The following is a 21,219-nucleotide window of genomic DNA, read 5'->3' as shown; positions in this document are numbered from 1 at the left end:
CTCCTCGTCTTTAGATACGTTCGATGATCCTCTCGCCGAACAGACCCTGCGGCCGCACGAGCAGCACCGCCAACGCCAGCACATAGGCGAACCAATATTCGATACCGCCACCCATATACGGCCCCAAGAACACCTCGGCGATCTTCTCGCCCGCACCCACAATGAGCCCGCCGACGATGGCTCCTGGAACGGAGGTAAAGCCCCCAATGATCAGAACCGGCAAGGCCTTCAACGCGAGAAAAGTGATGGAGAACTGTACGCCCAGCTTGGTGCCCCACACAGTCGCCGCAACCAGCGCAACGAGACCGGCAACAAGCCAGACCACGAACCAGATCCAGCTGATTGGAATCCCGACCGACTGCGCGGCCAAGTGGTCGTCGGCAACAGCCCGGAGTGCGCGACCGGTCTTGGTACCCTGGAAGAAGATCGCGAGGCCGGCGACCAGAATGCCGGCGATAATGCCGCCCCAGACATCCAGCTTGTTGACCAGAATTCCACCCGGAAAGTGACTTTCGAACAGGAACCAGGCGTCCGTCGGGAACAGCCGCAACGGGTAAGCATCGGAACCGAAGATCATCTGCGCCGCACCCTCGAGGATGAATGTCACGCCGATCGTGGACATGAACAGCGTGAGGCCGTCCTGGTTGACAAGGGGTCCGATCACGAACCGCTCGATCAGCCAGGCCGTTATCGCCATGATCACGACAGCGAAGCCGATGCCGAAGATGATCGCAGCCCAAAGCGGGAAGCCCTTGGCCACCAGGAGGTCGAGCGAGCGAACCAGCGCAAGCCCTGCGAGCAATACCATTGCACCCTGGGCAAAATTGAAGACACCGGATGCTTTGAAGATCAGCACGAAGCCAAGCGCGACCAGCGAATACAGCACGCCGGACATCAATCCGCCGATCAGCACTTCGAGAAATTGACCCAACGCGATCACGCAATGCTCCTTAATGCGCGACGCCGAGATAGGCGTCGATGACAGCCTGATTCTTCTTGACCTCATCCGGCGTGCCGTCAGCGATCTTCACGCCATGATCGAGCACCACCACGCGATGGGAGAGATCCATCACCACAGCCATGTCGTGCTCGATCAGCGCGATGGTCGTGCCGTAATGGTCGTTTATGTCGACGATGAACCGTGACATGTCCTCCTTCTCTTCGAGGTTCATGCCTGCCATCGGCTCGTCGAGGAGAAGAAGATCGGGCTCCATCGCAAGGGCGCGACCGAGTTCGACGCGCTTCTGCAGGCCGTATGACAAACGCGCAACCGGCACCTTGCGGATCGCCTCAATTTCCAGAAAATCGATGATCTCCTCGACCCGGTGCCGATGCTCGATCTCCTCTGCCAGCGCAGGGCCGTAACGCAGCATCTGCCACAGAAGGCCCCGGCGCATCTTCAATGTGCGGCCAGCCATAATATTGTCGAGCGCGCTCATTCCCTTGAACAGCGCGACGTTCTGAAAGGTGCGCGCAATACCGCCACGGGACGCCTCGAAAGGCTCCATCCGGGCGCGGGTCCGTCCCTTGAAGGTGATGGCACCATGATTCGGATGATAGAAGCCATTGATGACGTTGAGCATAGAGGTTTTGCCGGCGCCGTTCGGTCCGATGATGGCGCGAATTTCGCCCTTCCTGATGTCGAACGAAACGTCCGTCAGCGCTTTCACGCCGCCAAACGCCAGCGATACGCCCTTGACCTGAAGCAGGATTTCGTTTGTGTCCGGCGCCCTCATGCGGCCTTCCCCAGGGATTCCGTCGAACCAGCTGTTTGCAAGTCGCGGATCTTGACCCGCGCCGCGATCACGCCCTTGCGGCCATCCTCAAAAGTGACTTCGGTGGAAATGTCGGCTTCATGCGAACCGTTGTAGAGCGCCGTGACCAGTGGCGCATAGCGCTCGGCGACGAACCCGCGGCGAACTTTCTGCGTGCGGGTCAATTCGCCATCGTCTGCGTCGAGTTCCTTATGCAAAATGAGAAAGCGGCGAATCTGCGCGCCAGCCATCACCTTTTCCTCCGCGAGGGAGCGGTTCACCTTGGCAACATCTTTCGCCACCATGTCATAGACCAGCGGATGCCCCGCCAGCTCCTGGTAGGAACCGTAGGCGATGTTGTTACGTTCGGCCCAGTTCGCCACAGCGGCCGGGTCGATATTGAGAAAGGCGCAAACGAACTCCCTGGTGTCGCCGAACGCGACCGCTTCCTTGATGTTGGGAAAGAACTTCAATTTGTTCTCAAGATACTTCGGCGCAAATATCGTGCCGTCGGCCAGCCGGCCGACATCCTTTGCGCGATCGATGATCTTCAGATGGCCCGTCTTCTCGTCGAAGAAACCGGCATCGCCGGTCTTGACGTAACCGTCAGGCGTCAGGGTCTCCGCAGTCTTCGCCTGATCCTTGAAATATCGGACAAACATGCCGGGTGAGCGGAATTGCACTTCACCTGATTCCGCAATGCGGATGTCGACGTTAGGCGCCGCCGGCCCAACTGTATCGGAGTAGATCTCCCCGTCAGGCTGACAGGTGACGTAGAGGAAGGCTTCGGTCTGACCGTAAAGTTGCTTCAGGTTCAATCCGATCGAGCGGTAAAACGCGAAAAGATCCGGACCGATGGCCTCACCTGCAGTATAGGCAACGCGTACGCGAGACAGGCCAAGGACGTTTTTAAGGGGCTCGTAGAGCATCAAGCGCCCGAGCGCATAGAGCAGCCGGCCTGACAGCGGCACCGGCTTTCCGGTCAAAATCGACTCGCCATACCGTCGCGCAATGCCAAGGAAGTAGTCGAACATTCGCCGCTTGATTGGCGCAGCGTCCTCCATGCGGATCATCACCCGCGTCAGCATGTTTTCGAAAACGCGCGGCGGAGCGAAATAGAAGGTTGGTCCGATCTCGCGCAAATCCTGCTCGATCGTCTCACCGCTCTCGGGACACGCCATGCAGAATCCAGCGGCAAGGCCCTGTGCATAGTTGAGGTAATGATCGCCCGCCCAGGCGAGCGGCAGGTAGGCGAGCGCCACTTCGTTGTCGGTCAATCGATCGAATCTGACAGTATCCGTCGCAGCGTCGATGCAGCCTCGCGCCGACAGCATGACGCCCTTCGACGCGCCGGTTGTTCCCGAGGTGTAGAGGATGATCGAGATGTCAGAACCTTCACCCTGCCGGATGAATTCATCGATCTTCCCGCCAAGCGCAGCGTTGGCCGCAAGCGCGGCGCGGCCGTCTTCGATGACATCGTGGATTGCGGTCAATCGGCTGTGATCGTAGTCACGGAGTCCACGCGCCTCGTCATAAACAATCGTGTGGAGATGCGGCACCCGGTCCGATACGGACAAAACCTTGTCGACCTGCTCCTGATCTTGCGCGGCGACAAACTTCACGTCGGCGTGAGCGAGGACATAGGCAAGCTCGTCAGCCACCGCATCCGAATAGACCGGAACCGGAATCGCGCGCAGCGTCTGCGCTGCCATCACGGTCCAGTAGAGCTTCGGCCGGTTGGAACCGACGATGGCGATCGTGTCTCCTGGCTGCAATCCAAGTCGCTGCAAGCCCGCGGCATAAGCCCGCACGATCTCGGCGACCTGGGTCCAGGTCCACGTCTGCCAGATGCCAAGATCCTTATGCCGAAACGCCGGACGGCTGCTAAACTGCGCGGCATTTCGCAGCAGCAACTTGGGGAACGTGTCAAACGATCCGCCAACGGCCATGTCGGTCTCCACCGAAAAACCGGCGCGTTGGTTCGCGCCTGCTTATGGTGACCAGCGCCCTTCTGGCAGCGGCCATGCCAGTTCCGCATGCTTCTCTTCACAATACAAGGGATCGAAAGTCCTACAAAGCCCAGTTTGGCAGACCCGGACGCGGCCGATTGGGTATTAATGAGAAAGTAGCCTCACGACGGGTCTAAAGTGCGAAATAGCGGGCGGACTGCACGCAGTGTCCGCTTCGCATTTGATTGCAGAAACATGCGGACATGAACGATCGTGTTCGCAGATTTATTCCGAATGGTGTGAAAATGGCGCGCCCGAAGAGATTCGAACTCCTGACCCCTAGATTCGTAGTCTAGTGCTCTATCCAGCTGAGCTACGGGCGCGTTTTTCGCTAAGGCATTTGGGCGCAAGGCCCGGATGCATCCGATAAAGCTCGGAAATCTCGCGAAGAGCGCCTTAGCTACCCGCTCCGGCCCTGATTGGCAAGCGGGGGAAAGGCCGGTCGGGGCGCATAATTAAGGGTGTCATTCCCCGGTGCGCATTTGCGCAGATGAGGGCGATGCGCAGCATCGAACCTCAGATGTGCCCTGCACATCGGGGAATCCAGAGGTAATCGCGCGAGATTCCGGGTTCATCGCTTCGCGATGCCCTCAGGTGCGCAATTGCGCGCCGGGGAATGACGGGATGGCGCGGTTTACGCCCGCGCCCGCTCGTTGCGGACGCTCTGCAGTTCCACCGGACGGTCCGGAATCGAGACCCGGAAGGTGGCGCCGATGGTGCCTTCGACCAGGTGGATGTCGCCGCCATGGGCGCGGACCAGTTCGGCGGCAATCGCCAGCCCAAGCCCGCTGCCGCCGGGGCGGCCGGAACTCTGGAACGCCTCGAATAGATGCTCGCGGGCGCGCCCCGGCACGCCGGGGCCGGTGTCGGAAACCTCGATGATCGCGACCGAGCCTTCGCGGCGGCCGGTGATGCGGATCTGCATCGTCGCCGCATCCCCCTTGGGGCGGCTTTCCAGCGCCTGGGCGGCGTTGCGCACCAGGTTGAGCAGCACGCGAAACAACTGGTCCGGATCGGCGTCGATGGCGAGCCCGCGCTCGATCGCGCTGATCCAGCCGACCGACGCGTCGGCGGCAAGGCCGGCGGATTCGCGCACCTCGGCCACCACAGGTTCGACCAGGATCATGCGGCGGTCGGGAGCGGCTTCCTGCGCGCGGCCATAAGACAGCGTCGACTGGCAAAAATCGATGGCACGTTCCAGCGAGCGCATCAGTTTCGGCGCAAAGCGCTGCACCCGCGGATCCGGCACGCTTGACAGCTGGTCCGACAACAGTTGCGACGACGCCAGCAGGTTGCGCAGGTCATGGTTGATCTTGGAGACGGCCAGGCCAAGCGCAGCGAGCCTACTCTTCTGATGCAGCATCGAAACCAGGTCGCGCTGCATGTCGGACAATTCGCGCTCGGCAACGCCGATCTCGTCGCCGCGCTGGCTCGGCACGATGATTCGCGCCGAACTTTCCGGGTTTTCGTGGAAGCCGACGAGGCTTGCCGTCAGCCGCCGCATCGGCCGCACGAACAGGTAATGCAGAGCGAGGTAGACGAGGCCGGCGGTCAGCATCGCGATTCCGAGCGACACGACCAAGAGATTGCGGGAAAACCGGTACATCGCCTGCCGCAGCGGCAGCTCATCGATCACGACCTCGATGAATTGCGCGCCGCCGGGTGCCGGTCCGACCACGCGGATGGTCTGGTTACCGCGCTCCAGCATGGTCTCGAAGGTATCGACGATCGCGGACCACGCGGTCATGGTCCGCATGTCGATGTCATGGTCGATCGCGTCCGGCAGGTCGGCGCTGGCGAGCAGGCGCCGCTGCTGACCCATCTTGATGGCGACCGCGCGGGCTCCGACGCTGGTCAGGATCTGCCGCGCCAGCGAGTCCGGAACCATGCCCAGCGGCGCGGCATCCAGCACCAGGGCCGCGGTATTGGCTGCGGCCAGCCGGTCGTTCAGCCGGTTCATCCGAAAATTCGCGATCGCGGGTACGTAGATCATCAGGCCGGCGATCATGACGAGGGGAATGGTGAGCAGCAACAGCTTGCCGGACAGCCCGAGGCGCCGCCGCGGCTTGGGCCGAGGCGCTTCCATGGTCGGCTGGTCGTCGGTCGCTGACACCTGATATTTGCCTTTGATAACCCTGCTTTGGGTCCGGCCGGACCCAAAAACCAGGCCCAAACCGATCTCGACCCCGAACTACCTGATTCCGAGGATCGTTTCATATTCCCGACCGGTCAAATTACCGATCGCTCATGTTGGCGGGTTCCGGGAGCCGGGCGCGGACCGCCGTCTCACCGTTAAAAACCCCGCGAAAACAGATATATTCGCCCCAATTGCGCCATTTCAAAGAACCCCGGTTGCGGCGCTGCGAAGCGTTGACGAAAACAGGTCGCTCCCGTATAAGCCGCGCCAACTGTCCGCGATGGCCCGGTTCTCCGGGGGCGGCTCATTTGGGGCCGTAATGGCCTCGTTTCGGGCCGGCCAGCATCACCGGACTTAATCTCAATTCAACAGGCACATTGCCCGGTCAGCGGAGAACTACCCGTGAAGCGGACTTATCAACCCAGCAAACTGGTGCGCAAGCGCCGTCACGGCTTCCGCGCCCGTCTCGCCACGACCGGCGGCCGCAAGGTTCTCGCCGCACGTCGTGCGCGTGGCCGCAAGCGCCTGAGCGCCTGAACCGGATCTTCCGGAGATTACAATATGGATCGGCTTAGGCAGCGGGCGGACTTCCTCGCCGTTGCCAATGGCGCGCGGGCCAACGCTGCGGCTTTCGTGTTGCAAGGCCGCTCGCGCGACGATGACGGCCCGGTCCGGATCGGTTTCACCGTCACCAAGAAGAACGGCAACGCGCCCGAGCGCAATCGCATCCGGCGCAGGCTTCGCGAACTGGTGAAGCGGTTGGACGTCATATCGATGCGACCGCACCATGATTATGTGCTAGTCGGGCGGCGTGCCGCACTCAGCCGCGATTTCGAAACCATGCTCGACGATCTTCGCTCGGCAATGCACCGGCTCGACCGGCAACCATCGCGAACCGGCGATGGCAGCCGTAAACCGAATTGAATGACGAGACCTTGAAACGATGACCGACAATCGCAACACCATCCTGGCCGTCATTCTGTCCGGCATCGTGCTGATCGCCTGGCAGTATTTCTACAACGTGCCGCAGATGGAAAAGCAGCGCGTGCAGACCCAGACGCAGGCCGAACTGGCCAAGCCGACGCCGCAGACCGCGCCCGGCTCGACCACCCCTGGCGCGACACCGTCCGCCAATGCGCCGGCCAACGCCCCGGCGGCAGCCGCCGTCGTCAGCCGCGATGCCGCGATTGCCGCCAGCCCGCGCGTCAAGATCGAGACCCCGAGCCTGATCGGCAGCATCTCGCTGAAGGGCGCGCGCATCGACGACCTCTCGCTGGTCAAGTTCCGCGATACCGTCGATCCGACCTCGCCGCCGATCGTGCTGTACTCCCCGTCGAACACCGCAAGCCCCTATTACGCCGAGTTCGGCTGGGTCCCGGCGTCGGGCTCGACCGCGCGGATTCCCGACCAGAACACGGTCTGGCAGCAGGAAGGCATCGGCAGCCTGTCGCCGGGCCATCCGGTCACGCTGAAATACGACAATGGCGACGGCCTCACCTTCCGCCGCATCATTGCGATCGACGACCGCTATCTGTTCACCCTGAAGGACGAAGTGAGCAATGTCGGCAACGCGCCGGTCACGCTCTATCCGTTCGCGCTGATCTCGCGCCACGGCACCCCGCAGGTCTCGGGCTACTACATCCTGCATGAAGGCCTGATCGGCTATCTTGGCGAACAGGGCCTGCAGGAATACGGCTACAAGAAAATCGACGACGCCAAGTCGGTCGGCTTCAACGTCACCGACGCGTGGCTCGGCATGACCGACAAATACTGGGCGTCGGCGCTGTTGCCGGACACCACCGCCAAGCTGCAGGCGCGCTTTTCTTCCAACCTCGTCGGCACGGTCAGGACCTACCAGACCGATTATCTGCAGGACCCGCAGACGATCGCGATCGGCGGCACCGCCAGCGCCAACGCGCGGCTGTTCGCCGGCGCCAAGGAAGCCAGCGTCGTCGGCATCAACTTCCCGTTCGCCGGCCTCGGCGGCTACAACAAGGAACTCGGCCTGAACCATTTCGATCTGTTGATCGACTGGGGCTGGTTCTACTTCATCACCAAGCCGATGTTCCTGGCGCTCGACTTCTTCTATCGCCTGGTCGGCAATTTCGGCATCGCCATTCTGCTGGTGACCGTGCTGGTGAAGCTGTTGTTCTTCCCGCTCGCCAACAAGTCCTACGCCTCGATGGCGAAGATGAAGTCGGTGCAGCCGCAGCTCGCCGCGCTGAAGGAGCGCTATCCGGACGATCGGCAGAAGCAGCAGCAGGAGATGATGGAGATCTACAAGAAGGAGAAGATCAACCCGATCGCCGGTTGTCTTCCCGTCGCCTTGCAGATCCCGGTGTTCTTCTCGCTCTACAAGGTGCTGTTCGTCACCATCGAAATGCGCCACGCGCCGTTCTACGGCTGGATCAAGGATCTCTCGGCGCCCGATCCGACCAACCTGTTCACTTTGTTCGGCCTGTTCCATTACGACCCGACGCAACTGCCGCTGTTCGGGCACTACCTCGCGCTCGGCATCTGGCCGATCATCATGGGCATCACGATGTGGTTCCAGATGAAGCTGAACCCGACGCCGCCGGATCCGACCCAGCAGATGATCTTCGCCTGGATGCCGCTGATCTTCACCTTCATGCTGGCAGGCTTCCCCGCAGGTCTCGTGATCTACTGGGCCTGGAACAACACGCTGTCGGTGCTCCAGCAGAGCTTCATCATGCGCAAGAACGGCGTGAAGGTGGAGTTATTCGACAATATCAAGTCGACCTTCGCCAAGAAGGCGATCGAGAAGACGTGATCACCCCACGCAGGTGACAGTCAAACTGTTATCCAAGACGTCATGCCCGGGCGTGTCCCGGGCATCCACGTCTTTACGGTGTTGATGACAAAAGACGTGGATGGCCGGGACAAGCCCGGCCATGACGAACAACGGAAACCCCTTCGCATGAACGCTGAAACCGATGCGAAGCTGATCGAGCAGGGGCGAAAACTGTTCGCCGGCGAATGGCAGTTCGTCTGGGCCTCGCCCTCGATCGAGACGCTGCCGCCGATGGCCAGCGTGGAAGTGGCGTTTGCCGGCCGCTCCAATGTCGGCAAGTCCAGCCTCATCAATGCGCTGACCGGCCGCAGCGCGCTGGCGCGCACCTCGCATACGCCGGGCCGCACCCAGGAACTGATCTTCTTCGAAGGCCCTGATAACGCCGGCCTGCGGCTGGTCGACATGCCCGGCTACGGCTACGCCTCGGCGCCGAAAACCAAGGTCGCGTCCTGGACCAAGCTGATCCATCAATTTTTGCTCGGACGCGCCACGCTGGCGCGGGTCTATGTGCTGATCGACGCCCGCCACGGCATCAAGGACGTCGACCAGGACGTGTTGAAGACGCTGGATAAGTCGGCGGTCAGCTATCAGGTGGTGATGACCAAGGCCGACCAGGTGAAGCCGGCCGAGCTGCAGAAGCATATCGAGGAAACCACGGCCGCGCTTGCCAAGCATCCCGCCGCATTTCCGGAAGTATTGGTGACGTCGTCGAAGAACGGCACCGGCATGCCCGAACTGCGCGCCGCGATGGTGCGCCTGCTGGGCGAGCGAAGCTGATGTCCCGCCTCTCGCGTATCCTGATCGTTCTCGCCGCCATCATGGGCGCCGACGGCGTCATCCTGGCCGCCGCGGCCGCGCATGGCGCCGAAGCATCGCGGCTGGCATCGGCGTCCTCCATGCTGCTGTTTCACGCGTCAGCCGTGCTCGGTGCCGTCGCCCTGGCCGACCGCGGCCTCCTCCATGCCCGGCTCGGCATCGCGTCGGCCATCGGCTTCGTCATTGCGGCCAGCCTGTTCGCGGGCGACCTGACCTTGCGCCAATATGCCGGCCACGGCCTGTTCCCGATGGCAGCGCCAACCGGCGGCACGCTGCTGATCGCAAGCTGGCTCGCGCTGGGCGTCGCTGCCGCATGGCCCAGGCAGGGTTGAAACCTTCCACCTTCTCCCATCGAAGTCGGATTTATCCGACTTCGACATATTAATATGCCCAACTCGGGTAAACCCGAGTTGGGGTGGGAGAAGGCAAGAGCACTTTGCGCCCTGCCCGGCAATCAGATAGAACCCCGCCCGACATCCGGAATGACGAGAGCCGCTTCATGACCGACGTGCCGAATATCAGCCCCCTCGATCAGGCCCGCATCCTGTCGGAAGCGCTGCCGCACATGCAGGAATATGACGAGGAGACCATCGTCATCAAGTATGGCGGCCATGCCATGGGCGCGGAAGAAACCGCGAAAGCATTTGCCCGCGACATCGTGCTGCTGGAGCAGACCGCGATCAATCCGGTGGTGGTGCATGGCGGCGGCCCGCAGATCGCGACCATGCTGAAGCGGCTCGGGATCCACTCCGAATTCGCCGCCGGGCTCCGCATCACCGACGCCGCCACCATCGAGATCGTCGAGATGGTGCTGGCCGGCTCCGTCAACAAGCAGCTGGTCGGCTACATCAACGAAGCCGGCGGCAAGGCCGTCGGTCTCTCGGGCAAGGACGGCAACATGGTGAAGGCGTCGAAGACGACGCGCACCATGGTCGACCCGGATTCCAATATCGAAAAGGCGATCGATCTCGGCTTCGTCGGCGATCCCGACAAGGTCGATCTGACGCTGCTCAACCAGTTGATCGGCCACGAGCTGATTCCGGTGCTGGCGCCGCTGGCGACCTCGCACGAGGGCCAGACGCTGAACGTCAACGCCGACACCTTTGCGGGTGCGGTGGCGGGCGCGCTCAAGGCCAAGCGGCTGCTGCTTCTCACCGACGTTCCCGGCGTGCTCGACAAGTCGAAAAAGCTGATTCCGGAATTGTCGGTCAAGGAGGCGCGCAAGCTGATCGCCGACGGCACCATTTCCGGCGGCATGATCCCGAAGGTCGAAACCTGCATCTACGCGCTGGAACAGGGCGTGCAGGGCGTCGTCATCATCGACGGCAAGACGCAGCACGCGGTCTTGCTCGAATTGTTCACCAATCAAGGCACCGGCACGCTGATCCACAAGTGACCCGCGCGATCCCCACGCCTGCGATGCAAACGCGCCGCCTCAGCGCAAGAATGCGGCGGTATGGGAGGCGCACGATCCTGGCGCTGCCGGCGGCGGCGATCTCGCTGTTCGTCTCGGCAGCACCGGCCTTTGCCGATCTCAAACTCTGCAACCGCATGAGCTATGTGGTCGAGGCCGCGATCGGCATCGACGACAAATCGGCCACCGCGACCCGCGGCTGGTTTCGCATCGACCCCGCCGCCTGCCGCGTGGTGCTGCAGGGATCGCTGACCGCCGACCGGATCCTGCTGAACGCCCGCGCGCTCGGCGTCTACGGCGCCTCGCCGATCCCGCAGAACGGCGGCGACACGCTGTGCATCGCGCCGGAGAATTTCGTCATCGCCGCGGCCCGCCAGTGCCGCGCCGGGCAGACGCCGGCGCCATTCACCCAGATCACGCCGACCTCGACCGACGACGGCCATATGGTCGCGTATCTTGCCGAAGACTCCGAATATGACGACGAGCAGGCGCGGCTGGCCGGCATCCAGCGCCTCCTGGTGATCGCGGGCTACGACGCCGCCCCGATCGACGGCGTCGACGGGCCGAAGACGCAGGCCGCACTCAGCGCCTTCCTGAAGAGCCGCGGGCTTAGCCCCGACATCGTGCAGTCGCCGAATTTCTTCACCGCCATGATCGACGCGGTACAGACACCTTCTTCCACCGGACTGACCTGGTGCAACGACACGCCGCACAAGATCATGGCCGCGGTCGCGACCGACGACGGCAAGGCCATCACCAGCCGCGGCTGGTATCGCATCGATCCCGGCAAGTGCCTGCACCCCGACGTCACCGGCCAGCCCAAGCAGGTGTTCAGCTTTGCCGAAGCGGTCGACAGCGAGAACCGCACCATCAGGATCAAGGACAGGCCGTTGAACTGGGGCGGCGGAAAAGAGCTCTGCACCCGCGACAGCAAGTTCGAATTTGCCGAGCAAAGCGACTGCCGCAGCCGCGGCCTCACCCCGATCGGCTTCGCGCCTGTCGACATGTCAGGCGGCGGCAAGACGCTGCGGTTTGCGCTGCCGTGATGATACAACTCGCACGCCCCTCCATCGTCGTCCCCGCGAACGCGGGGACCCATAACCACAGGACAATGTTTGGGGCGTTATGCCAGCCGCAGCCAAATGCAATTGGCACTGCGCTCAATAATTCCCTGCACGGCGTATGGGTCCCCGCGTTCGCGGGGACGACGGATTGAGAGAGCTATGAAATCATCGCGCGCCTTCGGCCATATCGACACCTGGGTGTTCGATCTCGACAACACGCTGTATCCGCACCACGTCAATCTCTGGCAGCAGGTCGATGCCCGGATCGGCGAGTTCATCAGCGCTTACCTGAAAATCTCCGCGGACGAGGCCCGCGTGATCCAGAAGGACTATTACAAGCGTTACGGCACCAGCATGCGCGGCATGATGACCGTGCATGGCGTGCGCGCCGACGACTACCTCGCTTATGTGCACAAGATCGATCACTCGCCGCTGGAGCCGAACCCGGCGATGGGAGCGGCGATCGCCAGACTCCCGGGACGCAAGCTGATCCTGACCAACGGCTCGACCGATCATGCCGGCGCCGTTCTCGATCGTCTGGGCATCGGAGAGCATTTCGAAGCGGTGTTCGACATCATCGCCGCCGAACTGGAGCCGAAGCCGGCGCCGCAGACCTACCAGAAGTTTCTGCGCGTCCACGGCGTCGACCCGACCAGATCGGCGATGTTCGAAGACCTCGCCCGCAACCTCGTGGTGCCGCATGAACTCGGCATGACCACGGTGCTGGTGGTGCCCGACGGCGCCAAGGAAGTGGTGCGCGAGGACTGGGAACTGGAGGGCCGGGATGCGGATTACGTCGATCATGTCACGGACGATCTGACCGGGTTTTTGCAGCGTCTCGCTTAACTCTCTCCACGTCGTCCCGGCGAACGCCGGGACCCATAACCCCAACTGTCAGACTTGTACGAAGCTGGAGCCACAGCGGGGTGCAACAACCGAGATTTGTGGTTATGGGTCCCCCGATGTGCAATTGCACATCTGAGATCGCGCTTCGCTTGTCCGGGACGACGGGAGTGCTTGACTCTCCCTCTCCAAATCCCGAAAAAGCCTCTCAAATTGCCGCCCTAACATCCCGCTCCTAAGGAAATCCCGATGTCCCTGTCCGCGCTTGAATCCACCGTCAACACTGCGTTCGATGCCCGCGACGGCATTTCGACCGCGACCAAGGGTGAAGTTCGCGACGCCGTGGATCATTCGCTCGAACTGCTCGACAAGGGCGAGGTGCGCGTCGCCGAGCGCGAGGCCAACGGCAAGTGGAAGGTCAATCAGTGGCTGAAGAAGGCGGTGCTGCTGTCGTTCCGCCTCAACGACATGAGCCCGATTCCCGGCGGCCCCGGCAAGGCGTCGTGGTGGGACAAGGTGCCCTCGAAGTTCGAGGGCTGGGGCGAGAACCGTTTTCGCGATGCCGGCTTTCGCGCCGTGCCCGGCGCGATCGTGCGCCGCTCGGCCTTCATCGCCAAGAACGTCGTGCTGATGCCGTCCTTCGTCAATCTCGGCGCCTATGTCGATGAGAGCACCATGATCGACACCTGGTCGACGGTCGGCTCCTGCGCGCAGATCGGCAAGCGCGTGCACATTTCCGGCGGCGTCGGCATCGGCGGCGTGCTCGAGCCGCTGCAGGCCGAGCCCGTGATCATCGAGGACGACTGCTTTATCGGCGCACGCTCGGAAGTCGCCGAAGGCGTGATCGTGCGCAAGGGCGCGGTGCTGGCGATGGGCGTGTTCCTCGGCGCCTCCACCAAGATCGTGGACCGCGACACCGGCGAAACCTTCATCGGCGAAGTGCCTGAATATGCCGTGGTGGTGCCCGGCGTGCTGCCGGCGCGTCCGCTGAAGAACGGCCAGCCCGGCCCTGCCACCGCCTGCGCCGTCATCGTCAAGCGCGTCGACGAGCGGACCCGCGCCAAGACCAGCATTAACGAACTGCTCCGCGATTAGAATTGCGGCTTTTTAGGCGGCCGAAAACCGGTTCGGGACCAGCAAAGCGAGATCGAAATGGTGCCGCACAAGGCTGGCCCGCCGCCGGTTTGGCGTGTTAAGCCGGGCTATGAATGATGCTGTTTCCATCACGCGCGACCTCGTCCGCTGCCCGTCCGTTACCCCCGCCGATGCCGGTGCGCTGGGTGTCCTTGAAAACCTCCTGAAGGCCGCCGGCTTCGAGCTGCACCGCGTCACCTTCAGCGAGCCCGGCACCGAGGACGTCGACAACCTCTATGCCCGCCTCGGCAACTCGGCGCCGCACATCACCTTTGCCGGCCACACCGACGTGGTGCCCGTCGGCGACGAAGCGGCGTGGAGCCATGGCGCGTTCTCCGGCGAGGTCAAGGACGGCTTTCTCTACGGCCGTGGCGCCGTCGACATGAAGGGCGGCATCGCCTGCAGCGTCGCCGCGGTGCTGCAATATCTCGCCGACAACGGCGGCAAACCAAAAGGTTCGATTTCGTTTCTGATCACCGGCGACGAGGAAGCCATCTCGGTCAACGGCACCGTCAAGCTGTTGAAGTGGGTGGCCGAGCGCGGCGAGAAATTCGACCACTGCGTGCTCGGCGAGCCCAGCAACGTCGAGGTGCTCGGCGACTGCATCAAGATCGGCCGCCGCGGCTCGCTGTCCGGCACGCTTTATGTCGACGGCGTGCAGGGCCACGTCGCCTATCCGCATCGCGCGGCCAACCCGGTGCCGGATATTTCGCGGCTGATCGTGGCGATCTCCGACGAGCCGCTCGATCACGGCAGCGCCCAGTTCCAGGCCTCGAACCTCGAATTCACCTCGGTGGACGTCGGCAACACCGCTGGCAATGTGATCCCGGCGCAGGCCCGCGCGAAGTTCAACATCCGCTTCAACGACAACCACACCCAGGACAGCCTGCGCGCGCTGGTCGAGGCGCGCCTGAAAAAGGCCTGCGGCAACCGCATCCGCGCCCACATCAAGTGGGAGTATTCCAACTCCAACGTGTTCGTCACCAAGCCCGGCGCCTTCACCGATCTCGCGGTCAGCGCGATTGAAGAGGTCACCGGCCGCAAGCCGGAACTCTCGACATCCGGCGGTACCTCGGATGCACGCTTCATCGCGAGCTATTGCCCGGTGATCGAATTCGGCCTGGTCGGTCAGACCATGCACCAGGTCGACGAGCGCACACCGGTGTCGGATCTGGAAAAGCTGACGAGGATCTATCGCGGCGTGCTGGATCGGTATTTCGGTTGAGCTGTCATCGTCCGCGAAAGCGGACGATCCAGTACGCCCGTGACGTCTCGGTCGATCACGGAGCCACGGAGTACTGGATACCCCGCCTTCGCGGGGTATGACGACCATCAATAATCCACCCGCACCAGATACAGCCCCTCCGGCGGCGCGACGATGCCGCAGGCGGTGCGGTTGCGGGCGGCCAATGCTGCCGTGAGATCATCTGCACTCCAGCGGCCTTCGCCGACCCAGACCAGCGAGCCCACCATCGAGCGCACCTGGCTGTGCAGATACGAGCGCGCCGAGGTGACGATATCAACCGCATCGCCGTCCCTGATGACGTCGAGCTGGTCGAGCGTCTTCTCCGGCGACTTCGCCTGGCATTCGGTGTCGCGAAACGTCGTGAAATCGTGTTTTCCCAGCAACCGCTGCGCGGCGGCATGCATCGCGTCCGTATCAAGATGGCGCGGCACCCGCCAGCTACGGCCGATGTCGATGGCGAGATTGGCGCGGTGGTTGGTGATGCGATAGCGATAGTGACGCTTGATGGCGGAGAAGCGCGCCTCGAAATCGTCGGGTACGATGTCGGCGCTGAGTACACCGATCGGATGCGGGCGCAGATGCGCGTTCAATCCGTCGCGCAGCCGGCCCGGTGGAAACGGCTTTTGGATATCGCAATGGGCAACCTGTCCCAAGGCGTGGACGCCGGCATCGGTGCGGCCGGCGCCATGGACGCGGACCTGCTCGCCGCAGATCGCTTTCACCGCGGTCTCCAGCGCGCCCTGGACGGTCGGTGCATTGTCCTGGATCTGCCAGCCGGAGAACGGCGTGCCGTCATATTCGATGATGAGTTTGTAACGGGGCATCAGGCTAGCCGCGCCGGTGGTTTTAGCGGCGTACCGCGAAGGAAATCCGCGGCTTTCATCGGCGCCCTGCCGGCGCGCTGCAGTTCCAGAATCCGGATCGCGCCATCCGCACAAGCAATCGTCAGGCGGTCGTCGAGCACATCGCCGGGCGCGCCCGCGCCTTTTGCGGGTTCGCAGCGTAGGATCTTGATGCGGGCCGGCTCACCATCGGTCGCGAGTTCGCACCAGGCGCCGGGAAATGGCGACAGCCCGTGAATATGCCGCAGCACCTGATGCGCCGGCCTGTTCCAGTCGATGCGCGCTTCGGCCTTGTCGATCTTGGCGGCGTAGGTGACGCCCTCTTCGCTCTGCTTGCTCAACTGCAGCCCGCCGCGCGCCAGCGCGCCCATCGCGCGCACCATCAGATCGGCGCCGAGCGGCGCCAGCGCATCGTGCAGGTCGGACGAGGTCATGGTGTCGGTAATCCTGAGGCGCTCGGCCATCGCGACGTCGCCGGTATCAAGGCCGGCATCCATCTTCATCACCATCACGCCGCTCTCCGCATCGCCCGCCATGATGGCGCGATTGATCGGGGCCGCACCGCGCCAGCGCGGCAGCAGCGAGCCGTGCAGGTTGAAGCAACCGAGCGGCGGCGTATCCAGAATGGCCTGCGGCAGGATCATGCCATAGGCGACGACGACGGCGGCATCCGCCTCGTGCTCGCGGAATTCGTCGAGCGCTTCCGCTGTCTTCAACGTCTTCGGCGTCAGCACCGGTATATTGAGCCGCCGCGCTTCCTGCTCCACCGGGGTCGGCTGCAGCTTCATGCCCCGCCCGGCCGGCTTCGGCGCGCGGGTATAGACCGCCACGACCTCATGGCCATGGGCCACCAGTTCCAGCAGCGTCGGCACCGCGAAATCGGGCGTGCCCATGAAGATCAGGCGGAGTGGCATGACAAGAACTCGATGCGTTCCCTCCCCCCTTGCGGGGGAGGGTTAGGGAGAGGGGTAAGCCACAGGCACCGAATTCGCGGTACCCCCCTCTCCACCTCTCCCCCGCAAGGGGGGAGAGAGCAGACCGGCCGAGGGGCAAGAGTCCTGTCTTTCACTTACTCCGCCGCGCGCTTCGCGGCCTTGGTGAACTTCTTCAGCACGCGGTCGCGCTTCAGCTTCGACAGATAGTCCACGAACAGCACGCCGTTGAGGTGATCGATCTCGTGCTGGATGCAGGTGGCGAACAGGCCGTCGGCGTCCTCCTCATGCACCTTGCCGTCGAGGTCGGTGAAGCGAATGCGCACCTGGGCCGGGCGCTCGACTTCCTCGTAATATTCGGGGATCGAGAGGCAGCCCTCCTCGTAGACCGACAGCTCTTCCGAAGACGAGATGATTTCCGGATTGATGAAGACGCGCGGCCGCGGCGTGGTCTCGCCGTCCTCGTCGCGCTTGGCGAGGTCCATGGTGATCAGCCGCACGGGCTGCGCGACCTGGATCGCCGCTAGCCCGATGCCGGGCGCGTCGTACATGGTCTCGAACATGTCGTCGGCAAGCTTGCGGATCTCCGCCGTCACTTTCTCGACGGGTTTGGAGACGAGCCGCAACTGCTTGTCGGGCAGGATGATGATTTCTCTGAGTGCCATATCGCGCGATTTAAGCCGCCGGTCTGCCGGGGTCAATGCGCGCAGGAAGCCATTAACCCGGCCTTAACCATGATTTTTGAGGCTTTGTTAACCACGAAAATAAACCTGCTGTTAACCATAAATGTTCCCTCTTCGTTCGCTCCAGCGTCCGAATCGGCTACAAGGCGTGCATGAACGAGATTCTTTTCACGGCCGGCGACCTGCCGATTCGCTTCAGCGACGCCCTGATCGGCTTTGGCGCGCTCGCGCTGGTGCTGCTGCTTGTCATCGCCATCGTCATTGCCCGCTCGGGCCGCCGTGGCGCGGAACTGGCGATGGCGCAGGCGATCCGCGCCGACGAACTGGAAGAGCGGCTCAGCGAAATGTTGCAGGCGCAGAACCAGTCCACCGGCCGCGTCGATGCGATGGCGCAGGCGCTGGCCGGCCGCCAGGCCGAGATGGCGCGCGCGGTCAACGAGCGGCTGGATTCGGTAACCCACCGCGTCGGCCAGTCGATGGAAGCGACCACCCGCAACACGATGGATAGCCTCCGCGTGCTGCACGAGCGGCTCGGCATCATCGACAATGCGCACAAGAACCTCACCGACCTGACTTCGCAGGTGACCACGCTGCGCGACGTGCTCGCCAACAAGCAGTCGCGCGGCGCCTTCGGCCAGGCCCGGATGGAGGCGATCGTCCAGGACGGGATGCCGATGGGCTCGTACGAGTTTCAGCACACGCTCTCGACCGGCAAGCGGCCGGATTGCGTGGTGTTCCTGCCCGACCAGCGGCCGCTGTGCATCGATGCGAAATTTCCGCTGGAAGCCGTCACCGCACTGCATGACGCGCGTACCGACGACGAGAAGAAATTCGCCGCCCAGCGGCTGCGCAACGACGTCATGAAGCATGTCAGCGACATCGCCGAAAAATACCTGATCACCGGCGAGACCCAGGATACCGCGCTGATGTTCGTGCCGTCGGAATCGGTCTACGCCGAAATCCACGACGGTTTCGACGACGTGATCCAGAAGGCCTACCGCGCCCGCGTCGTGCTGGTGTCGCCCTCGCTCTTGATGCTGGCGATCCAGGTGATGCAGCAGATCCTGAAAGACGCGCGGATGCGCGATGCCGCCGACCAGATCCGCACCGAAGTGCTCAACCTCGGCGACGACCTCGGCCGCCTGCGCGATCGCGTGGTGAAGTTGCAGAAGCATTTTGGCGACGCCAACGAGGACGTCCGGCAAATCCTGATCTCCGCCGACAAGATCGAAAAACGGGCGGGGCGGATCGAGGAGCTCGATTTCAGCAAGCCCGACGCGCCGGCGGAGCTGCCGCGTGCGGTCAAGGCAGATACGTCCGAACTGTTTCCCCTGCCGCGCAAGCTGCAGGCGGGGGAGTAGCGTGGGTTTGAGTTTAGCTGACGCCACATACTAAGCTGTCATCGCCCGGCTTGACCGGGCGCCCCAGTATTCCAACTCAATCCCAATTGGGATGACCTTACCCGGCTATCGCGAAGGCGGGGTATCCAGTATTCCGGCGCGACCATTGTTGACCGCAAGCTTCGCGGAATACTGGATCGTCCGCCTTCGCGGACGATGACAGGGTATTTGAAGACGGGGTCATTTCCTGCCCGAATCTGCTAACACCCCTGCATGACCACTCCCGAAGCCGTCCCCCCGACATCGACCACACCCAGACCCGCGACCTCCTGGCGCGATGGCCTCGCGGTCTATCTGCAGCCTCGCGTCCTGATCGTGCTGCTGCTCGGCTTTTCCTCCGGGTTGCCGCTGGCCTTGTCAGGATCGACGCTATTGGTGTGGATGCGCGAGTCCGGTGTCGATCTCGGCACCATCGGGCTGTTCGCGCTGGTCGGAACGCCCTACACGCTGAAATTCCTGTGGGCACCGCTGGTCGATGCGCTGCATGTGCCGTTGTTCACGCGCGCCTTCGGCCGCCGGCGCGGCTGGCTGGTGTTTTCGCAACTGCTGCTGGTTGTCGCGATCCTGCTGCTGGCGCTGACCGACCCTGCGCGCTCGCCGCTGTTTGTCGCGCTCGGCGCGCTATTGGTCGCGGCGATGTCGTCGACGCAGGACATCGTGGTCGATGCGTTCAGGGTCGAGAGCCTGCCGGAAAGCGAACAGGCCGCCGGCATGGCATCCTACGTCGCGGCCTATCGCATCGGCATGCTGGTCTCGACCGCGGGCGCGCTGTTCATCGTCTCCGGGTTCGAAGGCACCGGTATCGCGCGCAGCAGCGCCTGGATGTGGGGCTATGTGGTGATGGCGGCGCTGGTGCTGATCGGCACCGTCACCGCGCTGGCCGCGACCGAGCCGGAGCAATCCGCGCGCGCCGAGGCCGCCACCCGCACCGAGACCGCACTGGCGCGCGTGCTGAAGGCCGCGGTCGGCGCGTTCTCCGAATTCCTCACCCGGCGCGACGCGCTCGCAGCGCTCGCCTTCGTGGTGCTGTTCAAATTCACCGACGCGTTTTCCGGCACCATGACCGCCCCGTTCGTGATCGATCTCGGTTTCACGCGCAACGACTACGCCGCTATCGTCAAGGGCGTCGGACTGGCCGCGACATTGATCGGCGGCTTTGCCGGCGGCTTCGTGGCGCGGCGCTATTCGCTGGCCGCCAGCCTCTGGATCGGCGGCGTGCTGCAGGCCATCGCCAACCTGTCGTTCTCGTGGCTGGCGATTGTCGGTGTCAATGAATGGGCGCTGGCGTTCGCGATCACGGCGGAGAATTTCACCAGCGCCATCGGCACCGTGATCTTCGTCGCCTATCTGTCGGCGCTGTGCAGAAATCCGCTGCACACCGCGACCCAGTATGCACTGCTGACGGCGCTGGCCGCGGTGGGGCGGACCTATCTGTCGTCTGGCGCGGGCTACGTGGCGAAGGCCACGGGGTGGCCGGCGTTCTTTGCGATCTGCGTCGTGGTCGCAATCCCGAGCCTGATCCTGCTGGCGTGGCTGCAACGGCGCGGCCATTTTGCGTCGCTCGGGCCGGTGCGGGTTTAGATTTAGTGGGTTAGGCGAAGCCGTAACCCACCGCGACGCGTACAAGAAAGATGGTGGGTTACGCTTCGCTAACCCACCCTACATTCTTGCCGGGCGATGACAGCAACCTAGTGCTTGGTCACCACGCTCCATTTGGTGATGACGGCTTCGCTCATCTGCCCGGCATCCTGCGCGCAGGCGATTTCATCGACCTTCACCGAGATTTCCTTGCCGATGAAGTTCTTCAGTTGCGACGCCTGCGCGTCGCTATTGGTGATGAGCTGGAATGTCTCGGGCCCGGTCTCGAGATTGCAGAGCCCGTTCGGCGGCGGCAGCCGGCGCGGTTCGCTGGTGACCTGAAAGGTATTGACCTTGGCACCCCGTTTGCCGCCACGAATCTTCATGGCGCTGAGTTCCCCCGACAGCACATCGCCGGCATTGATCGGCTTGCCGGCCTTCGCCGGCGCGGGCTCGGCCTGCTGCGCTTGTGCGGAAGGCGCAGCCAGCGCCACGGCCATCATCACCGCAAAGCAGGAGCGTTTGCCGAATCGTCGTTTCGTCATGTCGATCAGT

The 21,219-nt window shown here is 63.2% G+C and carries 20 protein-coding genes and 1 tRNA gene; 12 read left to right on the top strand and 9 right to left on the bottom strand.

The genetic code is table 11. The features are described from left to right. Positions 1-10: 10 nt before the first annotated feature. From BLR13_RS20670 to BLR13_RS20650, 5 genes are all read right to left on the bottom strand, one after another. Complete coding sequence (locus tag BLR13_RS20670) at positions 11-895, bottom strand: branched-chain amino acid ABC transporter permease (protein ID WP_197679578.1); 885 nt, start codon at positions 893-895, stop codon at positions 11-13. Between the two features lie 55 nt (positions 896-950). Beyond that, entirely contained in the window at positions 951-1,736 is a 786-nt protein-coding gene (locus tag BLR13_RS20665; RefSeq protein WP_074820085.1) for an ABC transporter ATP-binding protein, read from the bottom strand. Continuing rightward, complete coding sequence (locus BLR13_RS20660) at positions 1,733-3,703, bottom strand: AMP-binding protein (RefSeq protein WP_074831287.1); 1,971 nt, start codon at positions 3,701-3,703, stop codon at positions 1,733-1,735. Before BLR13_RS20660 ends, BLR13_RS20665 begins: the two co-directional genes overlap by 4 nt. Positions 3,704-4,009: 306 nt before the next feature. Further along, positions 4,010-4,086 (bottom strand) — tRNA-Arg (locus BLR13_RS20655). A 311-nt stretch (positions 4,087-4,397) separates the two neighbouring features. Further along, on the bottom strand, positions 4,398-5,849 hold the full coding sequence (locus BLR13_RS20650; protein ID WP_091977566.1) for a sensor histidine kinase: 1,452 nt from the start codon (positions 5,847-5,849) through the stop codon (positions 4,398-4,400). A 453-nt stretch (positions 5,850-6,302) separates the two neighbouring features. On the opposite strand from BLR13_RS20650, the gene rpmH reads away from it, so the two are divergent. The 10 genes from rpmH to dapE all read left to right on the top strand — a co-directional run bounded on the left by rpmH (position 6,303) and on the right by dapE (position 15,208). Then, on the top strand, positions 6,303-6,437 hold the full coding sequence (gene rpmH, locus BLR13_RS20645) for a 50S ribosomal protein L34 (RefSeq protein WP_006609582.1): 135 nt from the start codon (positions 6,303-6,305) through the stop codon (positions 6,435-6,437). A gap of 24 nt (positions 6,438-6,461) precedes the next feature. Continuing rightward, complete coding sequence (gene rnpA / locus BLR13_RS20640; RefSeq protein ID WP_074820088.1) at positions 6,462-6,824, top strand: ribonuclease P protein component; 363 nt, start codon at positions 6,462-6,464, stop codon at positions 6,822-6,824. A gap of 19 nt (positions 6,825-6,843) precedes the next feature. After that, positions 6,844-8,691: a membrane protein insertase YidC gene (gene yidC / locus BLR13_RS20635; RefSeq protein WP_074820090.1), complete on the top strand. Its 1,848-nt coding sequence runs from the start codon at positions 6,844-6,846 to the stop codon at positions 8,689-8,691. A gap of 147 nt (positions 8,692-8,838) precedes the next feature. After that, the gene (gene yihA, locus BLR13_RS20630; RefSeq protein ID WP_074820092.1) at positions 8,839-9,489 is read left to right on the top strand and encodes a ribosome biogenesis GTP-binding protein YihA/YsxC; all 651 of its coding nucleotides are present in this window, start codon (positions 8,839-8,841) and stop codon (positions 9,487-9,489) included. Further along, complete coding sequence (locus BLR13_RS20625) at positions 9,489-9,860, top strand: DUF423 domain-containing protein (protein WP_074820093.1); 372 nt, start codon at positions 9,489-9,491, stop codon at positions 9,858-9,860. The genes yihA and BLR13_RS20625 overlap by 1 nt, the downstream gene beginning before the upstream one ends. Before the next feature lie 167 nt (positions 9,861-10,027). Next, the gene (gene argB / locus BLR13_RS20620; RefSeq protein ID WP_074820095.1) at positions 10,028-10,924 is read left to right on the top strand and encodes an acetylglutamate kinase; all 897 of its coding nucleotides are present in this window, start codon (positions 10,028-10,030) and stop codon (positions 10,922-10,924) included. 77 nt (positions 10,925-11,001) lie between these two features. Then, complete coding sequence (locus BLR13_RS20615; RefSeq protein ID WP_074831290.1) at positions 11,002-11,988, top strand: DUF1036 domain-containing protein; 987 nt, start codon at positions 11,002-11,004, stop codon at positions 11,986-11,988. A 177-nt stretch (positions 11,989-12,165) separates the two neighbouring features. Next, positions 12,166-12,852: a pyrimidine 5'-nucleotidase gene (locus BLR13_RS20610; protein ID WP_074820098.1), complete on the top strand. Its 687-nt coding sequence runs from the start codon at positions 12,166-12,168 to the stop codon at positions 12,850-12,852. Positions 12,853-13,098: 246 nt separating this feature from the next. Further along, positions 13,099-13,944 (top strand): 2,3,4,5-tetrahydropyridine-2,6-dicarboxylate N-succinyltransferase, encoded by an 846-nt coding sequence (gene dapD, locus BLR13_RS20605; RefSeq protein WP_074820100.1) that lies wholly within the window; start codon positions 13,099-13,101, stop codon positions 13,942-13,944. Between the two features lie 109 nt (positions 13,945-14,053). After that, positions 14,054-15,208 (top strand): succinyl-diaminopimelate desuccinylase, encoded by a 1,155-nt coding sequence (gene dapE / locus BLR13_RS20600; protein ID WP_074820102.1) that lies wholly within the window; start codon positions 14,054-14,056, stop codon positions 15,206-15,208. A gap of 107 nt (positions 15,209-15,315) precedes the next feature. On the opposite strand, the gene truA is transcribed toward dapE, so the two are convergent. From truA to def, 3 genes are all read right to left on the bottom strand, one after another. Beyond that, on the bottom strand, positions 15,316-16,053 hold the full coding sequence (truA, locus tag BLR13_RS20595; RefSeq protein WP_074820103.1) for a tRNA pseudouridine(38-40) synthase TruA: 738 nt from the start codon (positions 16,051-16,053) through the stop codon (positions 15,316-15,318). Continuing rightward, entirely contained in the window at positions 16,053-16,985 is a 933-nt protein-coding gene (gene fmt, locus BLR13_RS20590) for a methionyl-tRNA formyltransferase (RefSeq protein ID WP_074820105.1), read from the bottom strand. The genes truA and fmt overlap by 1 nt, the downstream gene beginning before the upstream one ends. Positions 16,986-17,140: 155 nt before the next feature. Beyond that, positions 17,141-17,668 carry a peptide deformylase gene (gene def, locus BLR13_RS20585; protein ID WP_074820107.1) on the bottom strand — a complete coding sequence of 176 codons (528 nt, stop codon included), beginning with the start codon at positions 17,666-17,668 and terminating at the stop codon, positions 17,141-17,143. 170 nt (positions 17,669-17,838) lie between these two features. Between def and BLR13_RS20580 the strand changes: the two genes are divergently transcribed. Both BLR13_RS20580 and BLR13_RS20575 read left to right on the top strand, forming a co-directional pair. Continuing rightward, positions 17,839-19,047, top strand: a complete 1,209-nt coding sequence (locus BLR13_RS20580; RefSeq protein WP_074820108.1) for a DNA recombination protein RmuC — start codon at positions 17,839-17,841, stop codon at positions 19,045-19,047. Between the two features lie 252 nt (positions 19,048-19,299). Beyond that, entirely contained in the window at positions 19,300-20,667 is a 1,368-nt protein-coding gene (locus tag BLR13_RS20575; protein WP_074820110.1) for an AmpG family muropeptide MFS transporter, read from the top strand. A gap of 107 nt (positions 20,668-20,774) precedes the next feature. Here BLR13_RS20575 and BLR13_RS20570 read toward each other — a convergent pair whose 3' ends face one another. Then, positions 20,775-21,209, bottom strand: a complete 435-nt coding sequence (locus tag BLR13_RS20570; protein WP_074820111.1) for a hypothetical protein — start codon at positions 21,207-21,209, stop codon at positions 20,775-20,777. Positions 21,210-21,219 lie beyond the last annotated feature (10 nt).

Origin of the sequence: Bradyrhizobium ottawaense, assembly GCF_900099825.1 — a bacterium.
In the GTDB taxonomy this organism is placed as follows: domain Bacteria; phylum Pseudomonadota; class Alphaproteobacteria; order Rhizobiales; family Xanthobacteraceae; genus Bradyrhizobium; species Bradyrhizobium ottawaense_A.
This window is presented reverse-complemented; position numbering and strand designations above follow the sequence as displayed.